A 21,255-nucleotide genomic window follows, 5' to 3' on the forward strand; every position below is an offset into this window, starting at 1 on the left:
AAGTGTGACCTAAAATGAATGATCAAACAAAAAAACCGAATAAAAGCTATACATCAGAATTTAAAGAATCAGCTGTCAAATTAGCTAATGAGACGGATCAACCCGTTTCTCAGACTGCCAGGGAGCTAGGTGTTAATGTAAATACTCTACATACCTGGATCAGTAAATATTCCAAACCGGTGAAGACGGTAGCCAATAGAAGTGATGAACACATTTATGATGAAGTAAAACGTCTGAAAAAAGAATTGGCAAAAGTGATTCAGGAGCGTGATTTATTAAAAAGGCCACAGCGTACTTTGCAAGGGAAACTTTGTGAAGTACGCATGGATAACTGATCAGGCTAAAGATTACCCGGTAACGATTCTGTGCCGTTTTATGGATGTTTCCCGTAGTTGCTATTATGATTGGGTTAGCTCTCCTAAAACGGATAGAGAGAAAGAAAATGAAGCGCTTACTGAGCAGCTAAAAAACTGTTTGAAGACAGTCGCAAGACTTATGGAACCCGTCGTCTTAAAAGAAAACTGGCTGAAAAAGGCGTTCATATAAGCCGCCGGAGAATTGGTCGATTAATGAAAAAAGCCGGTTTGTTTTGTAAAACGAAGAGACGCTTTAAAGCGACGACTAATTCCAAGCATAATAAGCGTATATCTCCAAATTTACTGGAAAGAGAGTTTACTGTCTCTCAACCTGATCGCTACTATGTGGGTGATATTACCTATATTGCCACCAAGGAAGGCTGGTTATATTTAGCGGTTGTCATTGACTTATTCTCTAGGCAAATTGTTGGCTGGTCGATGGATGAGCGAATGAAAGCCAAGCTAGTCAATGATGCTTTACTGATGGCCATATGGAAGCGTAAACCAATGGATGGATTGCTTTGGCATACTGACCGAGGTAGCCAATATGCCTCTGATAGTCATAGAAAAATATTGTCGGATCATAACATAATTCAGTCTATGAGCCGCAAAGGAAATTGCTGGGACAATGCTGTATCAGAGAGCTTCTTTCATAGTTTGAAAACTGAATTGACGCACCATTGTCGATTCAAAACCAGAGTAGAAGCAAAGCAGGCAATATTTGAATATATTGAGGTATTTTATAATCGGGAGCGACTTCATTCGCTAATGATTATTTGTCACCAGTCGATTATGAAATACAGCAGGAAATAGCTTAAATCGATTGATTGAAGAGGGGTAAAAGGCGACATAAATGCCGCCCATTACCGTTGACGGCCATCGACTCCTCAGCCTGTGCCGTGAAGATATTGTAACAGGATCATTACCGTTGTGAAAATACCTTGGGTGAATGGAACGGCTCTATCGTTCCAGAGGGCAAAGCCCTTTCTCTTCATCTGTTTAAAGTTAACATGAGAAACTAAAATGATAGGAAATACAAAATGACAAAAATCACTTGAAACAGCCAAAAAAATATTTAGAAAACTGTCCGGAAAAGTGTTGACACATCACAAGTCACACCCGTCGTCGATAAAATGACGGAGTCTGTATTGGAAAATCATAACGCCTTACTGGGTCTTTCTCGCATTCGCAACATGGATACCTACACCTTCGAGCATTCCGTTAATATTGGTGTGCTGATGATGTCATTTGCTAAAGGTCGTGGCATGTCTGCTGAAATCATTCATGAAGTAGGTGTCGGTGGCCTATTGCACGATATTGGCAAAGCACGTACACCACCGGAAATTCTTAACAAGCCCAGCAAACTTACCGATGAAGAATTTGTGATTATGCGCCAGCACGTGGTGGATAGTCGTATCATTTTATCCCAAACGCCTGGCGTCAGCCAAAACGCCTTAGATGTTGGCGCTCTACACCATGAGAAATATGATGGCTCAGGCTATCCCGATGGTAAAAAAGGCGATGAAATTAGCCTCATTGGACAAATGTCCGCCATTGTCGATGTGTATGATGCCCTGACAGCAGATCGTTGTTATCACAAAGGCCAAGATCCTTCTGTGGTACTAAAACGCATGTTGTCATGGACGGGTTCACACTTTAATCCACAATTGATGCAAGAATTTATTCAGTGTGTTGGCATTTACCCGCCCGCCACTTTAGTCATGCTCAGTAATCATCGTCTTGCCGTAGTGATTGAAAATAATAGCAACATTTTGCTGCCACGCGTGGTGGTTTTTCTTAATACTAAAAGCAATGAAACACTTGAACCAACCGTTATTGATTTGTCAAAACAGGATAAACTGAAAATAATTAGCTCTGAATCCGATCACAAGTGGAATGTTGATCCACAAAAATACCTTGATCTGATTTAAGTTTTTCACTTTATATAGACCTATTATTTTTTACCAGACAGGAATAAGCAATGGATCGCCATTTATCTCTTTCTCAGGCCGCTCGCCTTATTGGTGTTAAACGCGGTGATATTCAAAAAAAGATTCAGGAAAACAAGCTCACGGTCATGGAAGGCACGGTGGTACTTTCTGACTTAAAGCTAGCCTTTCCCGATGCGGTTTATGAAGATAATACCATGCTGGAAAAGATGGAAAAGTTCATGAAAGATGCCGTGCATAAAATGGCTCAAAGTGAACGCGAAGGCGCACATGTTGACGCACTGAGCCGACGTCTGGTCGCAGTCAGCAAAGAACTCAACGATGAACATAACCGTGTCAGTCAAATGGAAGCACTCATTGATGGCATGAAACAAAAGCTCATGGATCTCTCAGCCAATAACACTCATGAGCAATCACTCCAGGAAATAAATGACTGGTTTGAGACAGCTCTATCTTCCCTCAATGAAGAAAAAGCAAGTCCACCCATCACATTAGAACACCAGATAAAGCAGTTTATGCTTCCGCATGTACGCTTATTACCCAGTCGCCATGATTATATTTCAGACAAATCAGAGACTTTGCTAGAGTCTGCACTTCGCTCTGGTTTAGCCGTTGATTATGGCTGTAATAATGGTAAGTGTGGCAAATGTAAAGCCAAGCTATTGTCTGGGCGAGTAGAGAAAACAGCCCATCAGGATTATGTGTTTTCTGAAAGTGAAAAAAGCCAGGGCTTTATTTTGACCTGCGCCAATACGGCTGTGACCGATATTACTTTGGAGTCAGAAGAAGCGGTGAGCTCAGACGATATTCCACAACAAAGTATTGCCACCAAGGTGAAAAAATTACAGCGAATTAATGATAATGTCATGGTACTAACCTTAAAAACACCACGCAGTCAGCGTCTAAGATTTTTGGCGGGACAGCATATTGAATTAGCACTGGATAACTATCTGCAACAGCATATGCAAAACAATCAGAGCGATGAAGAAAAACCGCCCATTATTGCGGAATACTCAATCGCCAGTTGTCCTTGTGAGCCCGCTAATCTGGAGTTTCATATTCCGATTGGTGCCGATGAACCCTTTGCCAAGGTGATTAAAAATGATTTGAAAACCGGGGATAGTCTGACCCTGAATGGGCCACACGGTAGCTTTGTACTCAATGAAGACTCACCCAACTCTTTAATTTTTGTTGCCTGGGATACCGGCTTTGCGCCAATTAAAAGTCTGATAGAACATGCCATGTCTCTGGAACATGCAGAAACGATTCACTTATATTGGATGACCACTAAAGTAGAAGATCACTATCTGGATAATCTCTGCCGTTCCTGGCACGATGCCCTGGATAATTTCACTTATACCCGCATCATGTGTGACGCGAAAACAGATGTGGTAGCCGACTCGCTGATGCAGCATTTACATGATGAGCATAGTCATTTATTGAATTTTGACTTATACATCGCTGCACCGAGTCACCTCAACCATTTACTTAAACCCTTGCTCATTTCACATGGCATCAAGGGGCAGAACCTACACTTTGAAAGCATTTTTCACGGTAAAGAGATTAGGGATTAATTTTTAATGCTTAATTTTTAATTGGGTAGCTTAGATTTTAATGCTACACGGTCAAACCACCAATTATCTTCACCGACAATTGCACCGACGACCATGCCCATGCGTGGCAGGAAGACATCGGGATCTCTAAGGTCGAGTTTATCCATCCAGACATCTAGGCCAACTTGAGTTTCTACTTTGCTATGGCGTAGAGCAACTTTGGCTAACATATTTGAGGTCAGTATTTTTAAGTCATCACGTTTTTTGCCTTCGGTACGCTGATCGACAATAAAATGTGCGGTAATAGCAGCCAGTGCCGCGCCATCAGCATCATCGCTGGTTTCATTAATGACATTGTTCAACATATTAATACTGTATTCTGGTTCAACGGGATAAGTGACCGACAACCAAACACCATGCCCAAGTGCCACAATGGATGAAGGTAATTCAGTCTGATATAACATATCACAAGCTTCAATGGCTAATTGCCACTCTTCATGGGCAATGCACACGTCAAAGGCCGCTTTGGCATGATTCCAAACATCACTCATTTGTGTCATACCCAATTCAGCATTTGCCAAATCCAATAATAGTCTGGCTCGGATCATTGGCTCGACGACAGATGGCAGTTTTTCTAATTCTTCGGCTAATTCAACCACTTTGGCCGCAAGAAATTCACGTGATTCCTTGGCATCAGAGGTTTCAATAAAATCTGTTTTTTGCTCACTTTCCTGGCTCATGTAAATTCTCTCAGTTCATTTTCTACTACAAGATGTTTCAATTATAAGATGTTTCAACTATAAGGTTTTTCTACTACAAGAAGAAATCCTGACTAATTTGCTATAGATTGGGGCTGTTCCGTGCTGATTCAACCCTTTTCTATCTTCAGTCAGTCATACATTTTGCTAACATTTGTTGCATTTTTTCCAAACCAAGGGTCTGACAATACTCAATATTTCGAACGGGTATCAGTTCTGGCTCTGGATAATTCTGTAGTGCCTGCTCAAGACTTTTTTCACGAATAATATGCAAGGTAGGATAAGGAGAACGATTGGTATAATTAGCAGGATCTTCATCATCACTGCCTGCAAAACAGTAATTGGGATGAAAACTGGCTAATTGATAAATTCCTTCGCAATCTTGCTCAATCAGCAATTGATTAGCAATCTCCAAGATATCTAAATACTCATTAAAGTCATGGCCGATATGAGCCAACATAAACAAGGTGGTTTCAATTTCAGGCTGTTCATCCAAGCGCTCCCATTCAAGCACCAATTGCTCCAGCATTTGGCTCATTTCTTCTGCTTGTGAAACAAAGAAACGAATACGCCCTTTGTCTCGTTCTTGTTTCGCAAAAGGGCAGATATTATGCTCGATAATAACCGAGTCTAACCAGCATTGTGTCGCTTTAATTATATTTTCCATACGTGTTTATCCTAGGGGCTTACTCATATCTTAGAGCTTCATTGAGGTAATTTTTTTGGCTTATTTTTTGAACCTGAATTATTCAGGAATTTTTCAAACATTGAGTGTGATTGTCATCAACCTGTCATGAAATCTCGCTAGCATATACCCATGACACTTGGAAATTCAGCGAGGCATTTTGACTAAGAGCCGATTGATTGTATGATGTGTCAACACTTTTCCGGACAGTTTTATTTCATAATCGACTGGTGACAAATAATCATTAGCCGAATGAAGTCGCTCCCGATTATAAAATACCTCAATATATTCAAATATTGCCTGCTTTGCTTCTACTCTGGTTTTGAATCGACAATGGTGCGTCAATTCAGTTTTCAAACTATGAAAGAAGCTCTCTGATACAGCATTGTCCCAGCAATTTCCTTTGCGGCTCATAGACTGAATTATGTTATGATCCGACAATATTTTTCTATGACTATCAGAGGCATATTGGCTACCTCGGTCAGTATGCCAAAGCAATCCATCCATTGGTTTACGCTTCCATATGGCCATCAGTAAAGCATCATTGACTAGCTTGGCTTTCATTCGCTCATCCATCGACCAGCCAACAATTTGCCTAGAGAATAAGTCAATGACAACCGCTAAATATAACCAGCCTTCCTTGGTGGCAATATAGGTAATATCACCCACATAGTAGCGATCAGGTTGAGAGACAGTAAACTCTCTTTCCAGTAACACATTATTATGCTCTTTGTCGGCACAGAAGGATTGATCAAAAATGAGTCTCCGGATAGTCTGGCCTCATTAAGCTCAATTGGTTCAGGCTTTTTCCATTTTCCCGGCATGCATAGCTTAATCATTGTCGGCGCCCTGGGTCTTACCTTTATTGTTTGGTTGTTAACCCGTAATTTATGGAGCAATGTTGACAATAAAAAATATAAGCGCGCAAACAAACAAGAAAAGTCCTCGACACAGCCGCAGTAAACTTTATGAGTAAAAAATCCAACAAGGCAGGTTTTTCGTCTCCTGATTGACTTGCTTATCCCTCACTCGAGCATCACTCATTAAACTTTCCAAATGAGTCCAAAAAGACGCTGAGTGATTCATTTGCACCGTATGAACCAGTTCATGTACTAAAATATAATCCAACAAGACTTCATCAATAAATAATAAACGATAATTAAGGTTAATGTTCTTTTTTGCAGAACAACTACCCCAGCGAGTTTTTTGTGCTCGCACAGTCAAGCGATTGTAGGGTAACTGATATTGCTCACTATAATGATCCAGCTTTTCCTTAAAATAACTGCGCGCATAATCTTTAAAAAAGCTTTCCAATAAGGCAAATACCGATTTCTTATGCTCTAAATTTCCTCTAATTTCTAATTGTTGTGCTGCGACCAACCTTAACTTTAAACTACGACCCGACATAGCCGATTCAGTACGGTAAACAATAGAAAAATTTTCGCCCAATGCTTTTAGAGCAACGTTTTCAGGCAATAGACATTCATCAATTGATCGGGTCGCAACACCGCTGTCACGTAGTTTTTAACCGCCTGCTGTAACCAGCTCTGCTTCTCGTTGATAAACTGTGGTACAACTTGCTGTATTTTTTGTTCACTCATTGTTGCAGGGACTACAACGACAATTCCTTTTTCTAAAGAAACCGTCAGGCGTATGTATTTTGCCCGCTTAGACCACCGGATAGTATAGTTTTCAAGTGTCAACTCAGATGATAACAATTTGTATTTAGAACCTTTTTAGTAAATGTTAAGCAGCACTTAGAATTATACCATTTTTACTGCTATGCTGAGATTAAAGCATGTAATATAAAAACAAATAAGTGGCTGACATAGATGGCTGAAGTAAGCTCTACTGAATACATTGAACTCAAACGTTCTGTTGATTTACTTGAATTAGGCATGTTTGTTGCCCGTCTGGATCGTCCCTGGGAAGAAACCGACTTCATTTATCAGGGTTTTCAGATTAATACGCTGGATGAATTACACGCACTCAAAGCAGTCTGCGAGTATGTAATGTGGCTATACTTAACCGGACACACAACTTAAAATAACTAAAAGATAAAAAGTGTGACCTAAAATGAATGATCAAACAAAAAAACCGAATAAAAGCTATACATCAGAATTTAAAGAATCAGCTGTCAAATTAGCTAATGAGACGGATCAACCCGTTTCTCAGACTGCCAGGGAGCTAGGTGTTAATGTAAATACTCTACATACCTGGATCAGTAAATATTCCAAACCGGTGAAGACGGTAGCCAATAGAAGTGATGAACACATTTATGATGAAGTAAAACGTCTGAAAAAAGAATTGGCAAAAGTGATTCAGGAGCGTGATTTATTAAAAAGGCCACAGCGTACTTTGCAAGGGAAACTTTGTGAAGTACGCATGGATAACTGATCAGGCTAAAGATTACCCGGTAACGATTCTGTGCCGTTTTATGGATGTTTCCCGTAGTTGCTATTATGATTGGGTTAGCTCTCCTAAAACGGATAGAGAGAAAGAAAATGAAGCGCTTACTGAGCAGCTAAAATACTATGTGGGTGATATTACCTATATTGCCACCAAGGAAGGCTGGTTATATTTAGCGGTTGTCATTGACTTATTCTCTAGGCAAATTGTTGGCTGGTCGATGGATGAGCGAATGAAAGCCAAGCTAGTCAATGATGCTTTACTGATGGCCATATGGAAGCGTAAACCAATGGATGGATTGCTTTGGCATACTGACCGAGGTAGCCAATATGCCTCTGATAGTCATAGAAAAATATTGTCGGATCATAACATAATTCAGTCTATGAGCCGCAAAGGAAATTGCTGGGACAATGCTGTATCAGAGAGCTTCTTTCATAGTTTGAAAACTGAATTGACGCACCATTGTCGATTCAAAACCAGAGTAGAAGCAAAGCAGGCAATATTTGAATATATTGAGGTATTTTATAATCGGGAGCGACTTCATTCGGCTAATGATTATTTGTCACCAGTCGATTATGAAATACAGCAGGAAATAGCTTAAATCGATTGATTGAAGAGGGGATACCTTGGGTGAATGGAACGGCTCTATCGTTCCAGAGGGCAAAGCCCTTTCTCTTCATCTGTTTAAAGTTAACATGAGAAACTAAAATGATAGGAAATACAAAATGACAAAAATCACTTGAAACAGCCAAAAAATGTTTATGTCCGAGCAGCCAAGCAAACCTGGCAAACAGATCAAAGCACCAGTACTGAGAAAACGGAAACGCCTCAAGTAAGTACCAAGGAACGTATTTCCTACATCAACAAGATCCCCATCGATCAAGAATTAAACACCGCCCGCTCAGCCTATAAAGATGCCTGTGCACAAACCAGTGCCATTCTTGATACCATTCGACTCAGCGGTGAGCTTGACATCAAACAGGTCAATGACGTGGTTGATGACTGTGTTGACAGCATCTTACGCAATGACTCCGCACTCGTCTGGCTTACTCAGATCCGCACTAAAGATAACTATACTGCCGAACATTCCCTGCGCGTCTGTATTTACGCCATTGCACTGGGCAGAGAGCTGGGTTTTCGTGAGCTAGAATTGCAAAATATTGGGGTTTGTGGACTGCTTCATGATGTTGGAAAGGTACGCATTCCCAAAGAATTGCTACAAAAACAAGAAAATCTCAGTGCTGAAGAAATAGAGATTATGCAACAACATCCTACTTATGGCAAAAAGTTGCTTATTTCAAAATCAGGTGTTTACCCTGGTGCGGTCGATGTGGCATATTGCCATCACGAACGTCTTGATGGCTCGGGTTATCCTCGTGGTATTACTGCCGAGCGCATCCCCTATTATGCCAAAATCATTGGCATTCTGGATTCCTATGATTCCATGATATCCGATAAACCCTATAGTAAGGGTATAACAACACTGGATGCTTGCCGACATATCTACCAATGCAAAGATAGTCTGTATGACAAAACCATTTTAGGGCATTTTATTCATTTTATTGGTATTTACGCACCGGGTAGCCTAGTTGAAATGAATACCGGTGAAGTGGGGATCATTATTGAAACCAATAACGAAGATGGCATCAAACCCAAAATCTTATTAGTGCTAGGCTCGGACAAGCAGGAAAAAAATGAACGTGTCGTGGATTTAAAGCGAGGCGATATCACCTTTACCAATACCCTTTATACCATCAAAAAATCACTCTCTAATGGGGCTTATGGCATACAAATAGAAGAGTATCTGGACAAGGGTACCATTGGATTGGCCGTTAACCAATAGCGCCGGTTATAAGCCCCGCATATTATTTATCAGGAAACTTAAAAATTGCGCCAATCGGGAGATGATCGGATAATTTACGCCAACGCTTATGTCGAAAAGAGAGTGTTTCCTGTAACTCCAGACCTCGGTAGTAAATCCTATCCACCTGTAAAGTTGGTCGCCAGACAGGGAATGTTCGAGCATGCTGTCCCGAATCATTCAAAAAAGCTTCCTTCAGCCCCAGATCGATTTTCATATGATCCAATGCCCGTTTACGCCAATCATTAAAATCACCCGCCATAATCAACGACTCATCCTCAGGAATAGTCTGTTCTATGGTTTGCGCAATCATATCCAATTGCGACTCTCGTTCTGCTTCAAATAAGCCCAAATGTATACAAACTAAATTGAGGTGGGTTTGATTGGGTAATAAAATTTTGGCGTGCAAATAACTACGACTAGCAAATTTTGCCTTAGATAGGTTGGTGTTTTGCCAGGAAATAATAGGGAATTTACAGAGCAAGCCATTGCCATGATGACCTTTTTTATACACTGCATTTTTTGCATAGAGAGAGAACGGCCAAAGGTTTTCGGCAAGGAATTCCCCCTGAGGCTTAAGCGGCCAGGTGGCAATTTTACGACGGCGTTTATGATGCTCACCCTGCAACTCCTGCAAAAAAATCACATCAGGATCGATATCTTCCAATGCTTCGCGGATTGCAAACAAAGTAAAGCGCCTATTCGCGATACTGAAACCTTTATGAATATTATAGGTCAGTATTTTTATAGTATTGGGCGCTGAAATCGATTTATCTGTCACTTAGTTTGCAAATATTTAGTTAGCGAATATTAGTGGAAAGTTCTCACTATGCCGGAAACCACACCTAATATTTGCACCTCTTCATTTTTAAGAAAAATAGGATCCATATCCGGATTAGCCGGTTGCAAGCGAATACCATTTTTTTCAATATAGAATTTTTTCAGTGTGACTTGTTCATTGTTGATCAAACAAACCACAGACTGACCATTTGTCGCACTGACTGTTTTCTCAATAATCACCACGTCACCATCCTGAATATTATCATCAATCATGGAATGACCGCGTACTTTCAATGCATACGTGTTCCGACTGACCATATTCTCAGGCACCGCAACGGACTCATTCTGCTCCACCCGTTCGATAGGCTGACCCGCAGTAATAAAACCCAACAATGGTACCGACACAAGTGCCTCTGTACTTAAGTCATCCAGCACTTCTAATTCTGGCGTCCAGACTGAGTGCTTATTTTTTGGCAATAAATAACTAATTTCTGTCGACATACAACCACCCCCCAACATATTACCTTTATAATTAAGTTTAAGAGTATACACTTTATGTACATTATTCAAGGTATTATTTGATATTTTTGACATACTTTTAAATTAACTTTAATTAGCAGGAGCCAGTCCTCGATTGATGGCGCTGAATTACATAAACCTAAAATAATCAGTTGAATCGTAGCGAGAGCGACTTAGGTGCTGAAGATTAAGGGGGTTACAGGTTATTTTGGCTTTATTCGTACACCCTACGGGTGAAATCAAAATGTGCTGGAAAATCCTTAAGATTCAGTGCATAAGGCGGTCGCAGTAGGTTCAACTGATTTTTTTTAGGTTAAACTCTGAGAATATCAATGGAATTATGCTCATGTTCATTTTTCCTGAACTTTTAATAAAATTCACTACAATTAACTAATATTCATCCTTGTTACTTGACTTTCCATACAAACACGACAGGATACATTTCATGACGTCATTACGTCATGAAAACTTTAACCTTAAAATAGGAATTTATTATGTCTAAGAAATCAAAGTCGGTAAAAAAAGAAATCAAAGCACGCTCAGCAAAAATTGCTAAGCAAGCTAAGAAAATTAAAAAGCTAAAAAAATCTTTAAAGAAGTAAATTGAGAAAGGTGACTAGTTGATAGTAATAGCAATATTGAAAATCTATCACTAAATTCTCAAGGGCGTAGCATTATGGCTGCGCCCTATATTTATTGAGGTCTGTTATGAATGTAAAACAAAAACAAAAAAAATCTGAAAAAAGCAAAAGCAATAAAAAAAACACCTCATTACGTTTAGATAAACAAACCCTAAAAGCACTAAAAATTAAAGCCATCGAACAAGAAACCAGTATTCAAAATTTAATTGAATCTCTGATATTGAATTATTTAAAAAATTAATTCAACACATTTAAAGGCTTTAGCCTCTTAAAATCACCTCGATCACTGGTACCCACCAACAACTCATTTTATTATGCGTATCATACTCATTTTCCGAATCAGTCTGACGCTGAATTAATGCAATAACTTTTGCCTGATAAGGCCTGTTAAGCAAATGCGCCAATTTATCCTGACCCTGACGTGACAATCTAATGACATCACTCTTATTGAATTGAAAAAACAATTGCTCTTTATCATTCATCTTTAACTTAAGCTCATCACCCACAGACAATTTTTCCAGTGACTGATTAACAATATGAGCGGCTGGAAATTTAGCCGCATAGCTTAAATACAACTGGCTTAATCCTATCGTATAAAAAAACATGGGCTGTTTAATCTGTTCGGCGGCCTGACTATATTCATTATCACAATAGGTTTTATCAATGAGACTGATATGTGGGTTTGGCATATTGGAATATTGCATCAACACGAGATGTTCAATGCTACGGGTCATAGCCACATAATAAAGTCGGCGCTCTTCTTCAATTTTATTTTTATCCAGTGTTTTAAATTGCCATTGACCATCCAATAAAATCACATGCTTAAATTCTTCACCTTTAACCCCATGCACGGTACTGAGCAAGATCCCTTGTCCATAACGAGTTTGTCGTTTCTGTTCAAGTAAATAGTCATTGAATTGTCGGACAAAGTGAGAACTGGCTAATGACTGATGACCAAATTGCATTTGCCAGTCAATAATGATGTTTTCTAATAGTTGTTGCCAGTGATTTTTTTCTTCAGGTAAATAACTTAGCATCTGCTCAGTGGATATCATTATACTTTGTTCACTACTGAGCCAGTTTTTAAATTCTATAATCTCTTTGACAGCATGTAGTGGAAATGAATCCTCTTTGACAGCGCTATAACAATAGTTGATACCCGCTTGATGCAGCACCGAACGTACACTTGATAGTTCTATTTTATCAATGCCGTGACGCGCTAGCACCGCAATATCCTCATTCTGAACACTATCATCTAGGATTTGAATATGGCGTATTTGTTGTAAAACTGCATTGGCTTGTTGTTCGACATTATTACAATGAATGATAGCAACTTTTCCCTGAGTGGCTTTTCCCAGCGAGAGTTGTCCCACTGAGCTTTTTCCTATAGAGCTATCTCCTATAGAGAGTGTCGTAATAGACTGCCAATGCCCACCAGGTAATTCCATCTGTCTGGCTTGGTTAATTTCAATGGCATGCTCCGTTTTCATTCTATCCTGATTGGCTTCAATCAAAGAGTTAGCAGCAGCAATGATATTTTTTGTGGAACGATAGTTTTCTGTAAGATAGTGCTTTTCAGCTTGATAATCCTGCTGAAATTGATGAATATATTTAACATTTGCCTGACGAAACTGATAAATAGATTGATCATCATCACCCACCACCATTAAAGACAGCTTTTCATCTTCCGCAAGATGTTTGCCGGTTAATGCTGAAATCAGATTATATTGCAGTTGATCCACATCCTGGTACTCATCCACTAGAATATGTTCTACACCATCTAAAATAGCAGCACGCTGATGCAGAGTGTCCATCCCCAATTCATGTGCTTCGCCGGTCAGTAGATTGATTGCCTGATGAATTAATTGGTCAAAGTCCGTTGCACCATTTTTTCCCGTCATTTGTTGCGGATCAAATGTCTGTCCCAGTATGCGTAAAGCCAGTCCATGAAAGGTATGAATGCGCACAAAGCGGGCATCCACTGCCAATAATTCAACAAGACGCTTTTGTAATGCCAATGCCGTATTATGATTAAAACACAGCACCAAAATTTTATTTGCCGGTACTTGTTTTACCCGTACTAAAAAGGCGATTCGATGCAAAATTACTTTTGATTTTCCTGAACCGGGTCCAGCCAGTACTAATTGATTTTTTCGAATGCTGGCATGAACGATTCTTTGTTGCGCTTGATTATTTAAAGCGACAACAATATTATTCCATGACTCCTGGCTGGTGGCTCGCTCCAGCATGGTTTTTCTATTGTTAAAATACTGGCGAACAAAAGATTCATTGAGCAGGGAAAAATAATCTTTTATCAGCCCCATTGCCAGCTTTATTTGTTCCATACCCAACCGAGCATATTCATTCATTACATGAATTTGAATGATTTTCTGCTGATAATGATCATCCAGTTGATGATAATTATTTTTACTATAACGATGGTGATTAGCTGTATTAAGGTTTATTTCCATCGCCTGTTTAAACACCGCCATGCCATTTTGTAGTTCAATGGCTTTATGGGCATCTAAAAATAATAATGCCCGCTCAATGCCTTTGAGCAGAAATTCATCTTGCGCAACGGGGGATTTATCACTTAATAGCGGCGCTATAAACAGATCGTTTTTTAACACTGTGATCGCTTCTTCCAAAGAGAATTCCAGCATGACTTTCTTCTTTGATTGCGCGTTCTGAGAACTCAAGCGAGCATAAAGAAAATCCACAATCTTACCCGTCATCTCCTGGCGCTGTTGCACCACTTGTTTTATCTCTGACCAACTACGATTTAACTGCACATTAAACTGCTCTCTGGCAATAAAGGCAAAGCTAATCGAACCCGTACTACCGGATAATTTGCCATCCTCACTCCATGTTTTTAGTAACTGGCGAATTATTCGTGTGGATGATTTTAATTGACAGTCATTAATCAAGCTTGAATTAACAGCCCGTATATCCAATTGATGAGTCATTTGTAGGTCTTCATCCGAGGAAGACTCTGGTAAGAGCTGCAATAAGGTATTCTCAATATGACTGATAGATTTAAAGGTATAACGACTATTATCACAGCCTTTAGGCCGCAACCAGGCGGTCATGGAAAGCCCTTTGCTCAGCAGACCACAACTGGCCATTTGCGCCAGGATTTCCATAATACGTTGTGGGGTCATTAATTGTTTTTGCTGCTGTTCTTGATGATGTTCCTGGTGTTGGAATTTGATGCGACTGAGCACTGAGTCTAGAATGTCATCAGCATTGAGGCCTTCATCATCTTCAGCATTGATTAAGGCTTCTAAAATTAAACGCCATTCCTGTCTGGCACTGGCAGACAATTGCAATGTCTGTAGTTTTACTTCAGCTTCTTGTAGGTCGGCAAATAGTGGCTTGCCCTGAAACACACTATTAATGTTATCATCACGCTGTAAAAAACCTTCTCGCTCTAGCCAGGCCAAAGCTGTTTTCACTTTGGTATCAGCCATCCGGTCTTCAACACTGATATCTGAATTCATATAATCAGAACGCAACAACTCCTTACTGGTCGCAACCACACGACCATCAGTGGACTTTGCCCGATAGCGAAGTTCTTTGAGAATTTCTGTAATATCTTTTAAGCGGATTTCAGAATGCTTGCTCAGTTTAAACTGTTGCTCAATATCTTCTTTATCAAATAGTAATATACATTGGGCTGGTTGCTGATCACGCCCTGCCCGTCCAGCTTCCTGTAAATAATTTTCAACTGATCCGGGAATGTCATAATGAATCACCAAACGCACATCTTCTTTATCAATCCCCATACCAAAGGCGTTGGTGGCACAAATAAGTCGAAACTCACCCGCCACAAAGCGCTCCAGAATATCCCTTTTTGCCGATGCATCCAGACCGGCATGAAAATAGCTCACGGACAAATCTTGTGCCTGACTGAGATCTTCGGCAAGTTGTTCTACTTTTTTTCGGGTCGCACAATAAATCACACAACTACCACTTTGCCCATCCGCAAAGCAATTTTTGGTCAGTTCAATAATTTGTGCAAGTTTATTATGTGCCTGAGCAGGCACCACGTCATAGAGCAAATTTTGTCGCTCAACTCCACCCTCAAAACGTCTTAAATCACAGCCCAATTGCTGTTTGAAATGATGACAAATATCATCAATAACATCCATCTTTGCCGTAGCGGTATAGCACCAGATAGGCGGAGGCGTTTCTTTTTGTTGTGCTGCAATCTGCGCAATCACCTTGGCACAATATAAATAATCAGGCCGAAAATCATGTCCCCATTTTGATAAGCAGTGTGCCTCATCAAACACCCAGGCACCAATCTGACGGGATAAAAGTACCTGTTTGACGCGGCGATTACGTAATTGCTCAGGCGATAGATATAAGATGCTAATGTCGCCCAGACGCACCGCTTCTAGCACCGCACTTCGTTCTGTCATGGTGAGCATGCCATAAACGGCTGCAACACTTTCAATGCCGACTTTATCTTTGAGGTTATCAACCTGATCTTTCATCAAAGCCTGTAGTGGTGAAATAACAATCGTCAATGCCCCATTGCGTTTGTTCTTTATCAAGGCTGGTAATTGGAAGCAAAGTGACTTGCCTCCGCCAGTCGGTAGAATAGCCAATAACGACTCAGATCGAATTGCCGCATCAATAATTTCTTTTTGTAAGGCTGTGCCATCTGCCTGCAAGCGAAAATCATCCCATTCATAATAGTTTTGCAGATGCAATCGGGCATCAAAATTATCGCGACAATAATCACATGATACATCACCACAAGGTGTTTCACGTAGTTGATGAATCAGTATTTTTGTCGCGGGAAACTGGTGCCATACCCAGGCAGGTAAAATAGAATTAGTATCAGCAAGCTGTAGCCAGGCAACTGCATAGGCCAAACTAAGTGCATGAATTTTTTGTTGCCGAAAATCTTTTATTAACTGCCGTAATTGATTGGCACAACACTTATCCACCAGACAATCAGCTATCAGCATCTCAATTCTTCTAATAGGCTTTTCTGCTACCACTCCGGCTTTCTTCTCAGCCTTCTTTTCAAATAGCACCTCATGGCTCACATCGGCCATCACTTCCGCCAGCCCAATAGTATCTATAGTTGAATCAGAATGATGCCGAAAAAGACTGGCATAAAGGTCAATTAAACTAGGATTCTGCCGATATTGCTGCTTTAATGCGTCATACTGTTCACTAAAAACGCTCAAAGCCAACTGCGCATCAGCAACCGGATTGTTATAACTATCCTTAATGATTTTATAGTCTTTTATCAGACGGTGATATGGATTTTTTGGAAAGGCTAGTGGGGATAGGAATAAAGTGTCGATAACCGGTAAAGTGTCGATAACCGGTAAAGTGTCGATAACCGGTAAAGTGTCTACAACCGGCAAAGTGTCTACAACCAGCAAAGTGTCTACAACCAGCAAAGAGTCTACAACCAGCAAAGAGTCGATAACGGGTTCTGCCAAATTAGCTAGTCTCTGCTGTTTCAGCCAGGGTAAATCATGATGTAGAATATTATGCCCTAGGAGGAATTTAGCTTTTTCAGCTAAGCGATTAAGCTGTTCAATAGCACCGGCATAATCATTGCGAATATCCAGCCTTTGCTCACCAAGCACAGCCCCCAGATGCAATAATTTTTTTGCATCTTTACTGATTTCTAAATCTAAGGATAAAATCTGTTCAAGAGGCATTATTATCCTGTCTATTAAAACCTAAAGTAAAAGTTGAAAGCTCAGTGAAAAATCGTCTAACGCATTCATACTATAACACTTTATTTGATAATAGGTCATTTCAAGAGAAGAATAAATATCATTAATATGGTAGTATTTATTGTTCAATATTGAGCCATCTTATGTCCAGTTGGAGTGAAATCTTATAGCAATGTCACAAGTAGCAATGTCACAAGTAGAAATGTCACAACATATTACTGTTTTACCTTCTGGTCATCTCCAGTATCATCATGATTTAGCACATAAGCAGGCAGAACAAACCCAAGCCCAGCACATTGACCAAGCTTTCAAACAATCGGTTGCCGCCGGTTTATTTGCCTTAGTTTGCCTTAAAGATGATAAGGACTTATCAATATCACTCAAATATTGGCGATATTTTACTCATCAATATATGGCCGCCCGGTGCCATGAAAGTGCCACAGAACAAGATATTCAAGCCATTTCTCCACAGTTGGACAGTCATTCTTTACTCAAAAACAGACCACCCATGCAGGGCAGTGAATATTTATCTGCTGAAACTTATAATAAACTCTGGTTTGATTTTGACCAATGGTTTTGCCAGCAGGTCAATACCTCAAGCGATACCTTAGAAAACTTTTTAAAGAAAACAGCCCCGCAATGGCATCAGGTTGGCCGAGTCTGTTTTCATTTAGCCGAAAACAAAAATGATATCGACTACCCTTTTGCCTTTATCGCAACCTATGTACCCAAACAATCCAAGCAGGGAAAAACTCAACATAAACCTTTGGGCAAAGCATTAGAAGAATATGCGGGATCAGATAATAAAAAAGAATTGATCCACTTATTAAAGCCTATCAATCTAGCCAGCCAAACTAGCCCATTAATTGCAGATTTAGTCTCAAGCGGTGATATTTATTCACCCCTTGCCTGGACCAGTGTCGAAGCCTATGAATTTTTAACCTCAGTACCCGATTATACTGAAAGTGGTGTTATTGTTAAGCTACCTAACTGGTGGAAAAAAAGAGCCCGTCCCACTGTTAGCATCAGCATAGGCAATGCCTCACAAAAAAACTTTTCCACTGACCATTTATTAGATTTCAATCTCAATCTGGTGTTGGGCGATGAACAATTAAGCCCACAAGAACTGGAGCAAATCTTATCCTCTGACGAGGGACTGATCTTTTTAAAAGGTCAGTGGATTGAAGTGAATAAAGATAAAATTAACCAGGCGCTGGCACACTGGCAGTCAGTTGAACAGGAGTATGGTGCAAATGGTATTAGTTTTATTGAAGGTATGCGATTATTAGCAGGCACCACCTCTGACTTAAACGATAAACATTCTAATGAGCAGGAACAGCAATGGTCATTTGTCAATGCAGGTCAAGGCTTAAGTAGCATATTGGATGGTCTGAGAAACCCTGAAAACATCAAAGCCAACCAGCCTGGCAAAGCACTAAAAGCCTCATTAAGAGACTATCAATCAATTGGCGTCAATTGGTTACATGAACTCAGCCAACTCGGCCTAGGGGCTTGTCTTGCTGATGATATGGGCTTAGGAAAAACTATTCAGATTATTTCTTTATTGCTCATATTAAAAAAACAGGCACTCAAGAAAAAAGACCTCATTTCTTACCCCTCTCTGCTAGTGTTACCGGCTTCATTACTGAATAACTGGAAAGATGAAATCACTAAGTTTGCCCCGTCGCTCAATTGTTTTTTTATTCACGGTTCAATGATTAGCAAATCTGAATTGATAAAAATGGCCGAAAACAGTACCACAATGAATGTTTTTGAACATTATGACCTAATCATTACCAGCTATGGCACTCTCATGAGACAGGACTGGTTATTGGAATTAAACTGGCATCTGGCCATTATTGATGAGGCTCAGGCAATCAAAAATTCCAATAGTCGGCAAACTAAACAGGTGAAAAAAATAAAAGCCCGTTCACGTATTGCTTTGACTGGCACCCCCATTGAAAACAGGATATCTGATTTATGGTCATTGTTTGACTTTATATGCCCAGGCTTGCTTGGCAGCCCAGCTAAGTTTAAACAATTTATAAAATCACTGGAAGCCAGAAAGGTACAACAATACGCCCCCTTACGCAATTTGATCAGTCCTTATATTTTAAGGCGCTTAAAAACAGATAAAAAAATTATCAGCGATTTACCCGATAAAACCGAAGTTCAGTCTTATTGTCAGCTGACCAAGAAACAAGCGGTTATATACCAAAAAACGGTCAAGCAACTCGCCAAAATTCTGAATGAAGTCAAAGGCATCAATCGCCGAGGCCAGATTCTAGCATTCATGTTAAAATTAAAACAACTTTGCAATCACCCCTCGCAAATGAATGGCGATGACGAATATCTTGCCAAAGACAGCGGCAAATTTTTAAGATTGGCAGAAATCTGTCAGGAAATTGCTGATAAGCAGGAAAAAGTATTAATTTTTACCCAATTCCGAGAAATTATTGCGCCAATGAATCTTTTTTTAAACAACTTATTCGAACAACCTGGCTTAGTTTTACATGGTGGAACGTCAGTCAAAAAACGCAAAGAAATGGTTGATTTATTTCAGGATGAAACCGGTCCCAGCCACTTTATTTTATCACTAAAAGCAGGCGGTACCGGACTCAATCTAACCGCTGCCTCCCATGTTATTCACTTTGACCGCTGGTGGAATCCTGCAGTAGAAAATCAGGCAACTGATCGGGCATTTCGTATCGGACAAAAAAATAATGTGCTGGTTCACAAATTTATCTGCAAAGGTTCCATTGAAGAAAAAATCGATGCCCTTATCAATGATAAAACAAAATTGGCCAGTGAGATATTGTCCGATAATGGCAAAGAAGTAAAACTGACAGAAATGAGCAATGAGGAACTCATCCAACTTGTTTCCTTAGATGTTAATCAAACCCAGACTTAACGAAGAGAATACGATGTCTTATTATGGTTATGCCCCCTATGTTCCCGTGGCCAAACGTAAAGAAAAAGCCAAAAAAGAAATGCGTAAACTGGCCAAGAAAGGTATTGAGATCCAGCCTATTACTATTCAGGGGCGCATCATCAGCAAGTCTTTTTGGGGCAAGGCCTGGTGTGAGCACCTAGAACAATATAGCGACTTTTCCAATCGCCTCCCAAGAGGACAAACTTATGCGCGTAATGGCTCTGTCTGTCATTTGTCCATAGAACAGGGACTTATCAATGCTTATGTTTATGGTTCAGAGCTCTATAAAATCATCATAAAAATAAGCCCTCTAGACAAGAGTAAATGGCTTGATATACAAACAGAATGTGCAGGTCAAATTGATTCATTACTCGCCTTATTACAGGGAAAAATATCCGATAGCGTCATGCAAGTTGTGACTGATCCGAAAAAAGGTCTTTTTCCCCTCTCAAATGAAATCAAGATGCATTGTGATTGTCCCGATGGTGCTTATCTCTGTAAACATATTGCTGCCGTTATTTATGGTGTAGGCCACCGTCTGGATACTGCACCTGAAAGCCTTTTTTTATTACGCAAAGTCGATCAAAACAAACTGATTTCAAAAATCAAATTACCCATTTCTGATAAGCCTAAAAAGCGTCAGCTCAAAGGTGAACTAAGTGATATTTTTGGCATCGATCTTGGTGATGAAAATAGCATTAATATCGTAGAGCGCCCCATAAAAAAACAAACCACGCGCAAGCCCATCTCAAAAACAAAACAAAAAATTAGAAAAAGAACTATCCGCCCCACAGGAAAAAGTATTAGCCGACTGAGGAATAAATTTGCTATGAACATCTCTCAGTTTGCCCGCTTAATTGGCGTCAGCAACACCACCATTGCCAACTGGGAAAAGCGAGACGAGCGATTAATCTTAAAAGAAAAACACTATGAGGCCTTACTATTAGTTACTGACTTAGACAAGGAACAGGCTTGGGAGAAATTAGAATAATCAGCGACTCTAGTCCAAACCCAAATAAAACAAAGAGACCTAGCACCTTACCAGGACAGCCTGAGATTCGCAGCAATTTCATTGCTCAGAATTTTAGGTACATCATACTGCTC

At 40.0% G+C, this 21,255-nt stretch carries 15 protein-coding genes and 3 pseudogenes; 10 read left to right on the forward strand and 8 right to left on the reverse strand.

The genetic code is table 11. The features are described 5' to 3' along the window. Positions 1-14: 14 nt before the first annotated feature. From JEU79_RS21325 to JEU79_RS21335, 3 genes and pseudogenes are all read left to right on the forward strand, one after another. Positions 15-1,174: pseudogene (locus tag JEU79_RS21325) on the forward strand (IS3 family transposase). A gap of 330 nt (positions 1,175-1,504) precedes the next feature. Then, complete coding sequence (locus JEU79_RS21330; protein WP_198265676.1) at positions 1,505-2,287, forward strand: HD-GYP domain-containing protein; 783 nt, start codon at positions 1,505-1,507, stop codon at positions 2,285-2,287. 50 nt (positions 2,288-2,337) lie between these two features. Further along, entirely contained in the window at positions 2,338-3,879 is a 1,542-nt protein-coding gene (locus JEU79_RS21335; RefSeq protein ID WP_198265677.1) for a 2Fe-2S iron-sulfur cluster-binding protein, read from the forward strand. A gap of 17 nt (positions 3,880-3,896) precedes the next feature. Here JEU79_RS21335 and JEU79_RS21340 read toward each other — a convergent pair whose 3' ends face one another. The 3 genes and pseudogenes from JEU79_RS21340 to JEU79_RS21350 form a co-directional block, all read right to left on the reverse strand. Further along, positions 3,897-4,598 (reverse strand): hypothetical protein, encoded by a 702-nt coding sequence (locus tag JEU79_RS21340; RefSeq protein ID WP_198265678.1) that lies wholly within the window; start codon positions 4,596-4,598, stop codon positions 3,897-3,899. A 145-nt stretch (positions 4,599-4,743) separates the two neighbouring features. After that, a complete protein-coding gene (locus tag JEU79_RS21345) occupies positions 4,744-5,283 on the reverse strand; it encodes a DUF1415 domain-containing protein (RefSeq protein WP_198265679.1) in 540 nt (179 codons plus the stop codon). A gap of 165 nt (positions 5,284-5,448) precedes the next feature. Further along, positions 5,449-6,015, reverse strand: a pseudogene (locus tag JEU79_RS21350) (IS3 family transposase); the annotation flags it as partial. Positions 6,016-6,048: 33 nt separating this feature from the next. On the opposite strand from JEU79_RS21350, the gene JEU79_RS21355 reads away from it, so the two are divergent. Beyond that, complete coding sequence (locus JEU79_RS21355) at positions 6,049-6,264, forward strand: hypothetical protein (RefSeq protein ID WP_214660644.1); 216 nt, start codon at positions 6,049-6,051, stop codon at positions 6,262-6,264. Between the two features lie 3 nt (positions 6,265-6,267). On the opposite strand, the gene JEU79_RS21360 is transcribed toward JEU79_RS21355, so the two are convergent. Further along, on the reverse strand, positions 6,268-6,777 hold the full coding sequence (locus JEU79_RS21360) for a M48 family metallopeptidase (protein WP_281401009.1): 510 nt from the start codon (positions 6,775-6,777) through the stop codon (positions 6,268-6,270). Next, on the reverse strand, positions 6,756-7,019 hold the full coding sequence (locus JEU79_RS27810; protein ID WP_214660645.1) for a DUF45 domain-containing protein: 264 nt from the start codon (positions 7,017-7,019) through the stop codon (positions 6,756-6,758). Before JEU79_RS27810 ends, JEU79_RS21360 begins: the two co-directional genes overlap by 22 nt. 114 nt (positions 7,020-7,133) lie before the next feature. Here JEU79_RS27810 and JEU79_RS21370 point away from each other — a divergent pair, with 114 nt between their 5' ends. The 3 genes and pseudogenes from JEU79_RS21370 to JEU79_RS21380 all read left to right on the forward strand — a co-directional run bounded on the left by JEU79_RS21370 (position 7,134) and on the right by JEU79_RS21380 (position 9,553). Beyond that, positions 7,134-7,346 carry a DUF3391 domain-containing protein gene (locus JEU79_RS21370; RefSeq protein ID WP_198265683.1) on the forward strand — a complete coding sequence of 71 codons (213 nt, stop codon included), beginning with the start codon at positions 7,134-7,136 and terminating at the stop codon, positions 7,344-7,346. Between the two features lie 31 nt (positions 7,347-7,377). Then, positions 7,378-8,311: pseudogene (locus tag JEU79_RS21375) on the forward strand (IS3 family transposase). Positions 8,312-8,449: 138 nt separating this feature from the next. Continuing rightward, entirely contained in the window at positions 8,450-9,553 is a 1,104-nt protein-coding gene (locus tag JEU79_RS21380) for an HD-GYP domain-containing protein (RefSeq protein ID WP_198265684.1), read from the forward strand. A 22-nt stretch (positions 9,554-9,575) separates the two neighbouring features. Here the strand turns inward: JEU79_RS21380 and JEU79_RS21385 are convergent, their stop codons facing one another. Together JEU79_RS21385 and lexA are read right to left on the reverse strand one after the other, a co-directional pair. Then, positions 9,576-10,352, reverse strand: coding sequence for an endonuclease/exonuclease/phosphatase family protein (locus JEU79_RS21385; protein WP_246540451.1), 777 nt, complete (start codon positions 10,350-10,352; stop codon positions 9,576-9,578). A gap of 29 nt (positions 10,353-10,381) precedes the next feature. Then, positions 10,382-10,852 carry a transcriptional repressor LexA gene (lexA, locus tag JEU79_RS21390; protein WP_198265685.1) on the reverse strand — a complete coding sequence of 157 codons (471 nt, stop codon included), beginning with the start codon at positions 10,850-10,852 and terminating at the stop codon, positions 10,382-10,384. Between the two features lie 726 nt (positions 10,853-11,578). On the opposite strand from lexA, the gene JEU79_RS21395 reads away from it, so the two are divergent. Then, positions 11,579-11,752 (forward strand): CopG family transcriptional regulator, encoded by a 174-nt coding sequence (locus JEU79_RS21395; protein WP_198265686.1) that lies wholly within the window; start codon positions 11,579-11,581, stop codon positions 11,750-11,752. A gap of 19 nt (positions 11,753-11,771) precedes the next feature. Here JEU79_RS21395 and JEU79_RS21400 read toward each other — a convergent pair whose 3' ends face one another. Then, entirely contained in the window at positions 11,772-17,201 is a 5,430-nt protein-coding gene (locus tag JEU79_RS21400) for a RecQ family ATP-dependent DNA helicase (protein WP_198265687.1), read from the reverse strand. A gap of 190 nt (positions 17,202-17,391) precedes the next feature. Here JEU79_RS21400 and JEU79_RS21405 point away from each other — a divergent pair, with 190 nt between their 5' ends. Continuing rightward, complete coding sequence (locus JEU79_RS21405) at positions 17,392-20,130, forward strand: DEAD/DEAH box helicase (RefSeq protein ID WP_246540452.1); 2,739 nt, start codon at positions 17,392-17,394, stop codon at positions 20,128-20,130. Beyond that, positions 20,108-21,142, forward strand: coding sequence for an SWIM zinc finger family protein (locus tag JEU79_RS21410; protein WP_214660646.1), 1,035 nt, complete (start codon positions 20,108-20,110; stop codon positions 21,140-21,142). The genes JEU79_RS21405 and JEU79_RS21410 overlap by 23 nt, the downstream gene beginning before the upstream one ends. Positions 21,143-21,255: the final 113 nt, after the last annotated feature.

This window comes from sulfur-oxidizing endosymbiont of Gigantopelta aegis, from assembly GCF_016097415.1.
GTDB lineage: Bacteria > Pseudomonadota > Gammaproteobacteria > GRL18 > GRL18 > GRL18.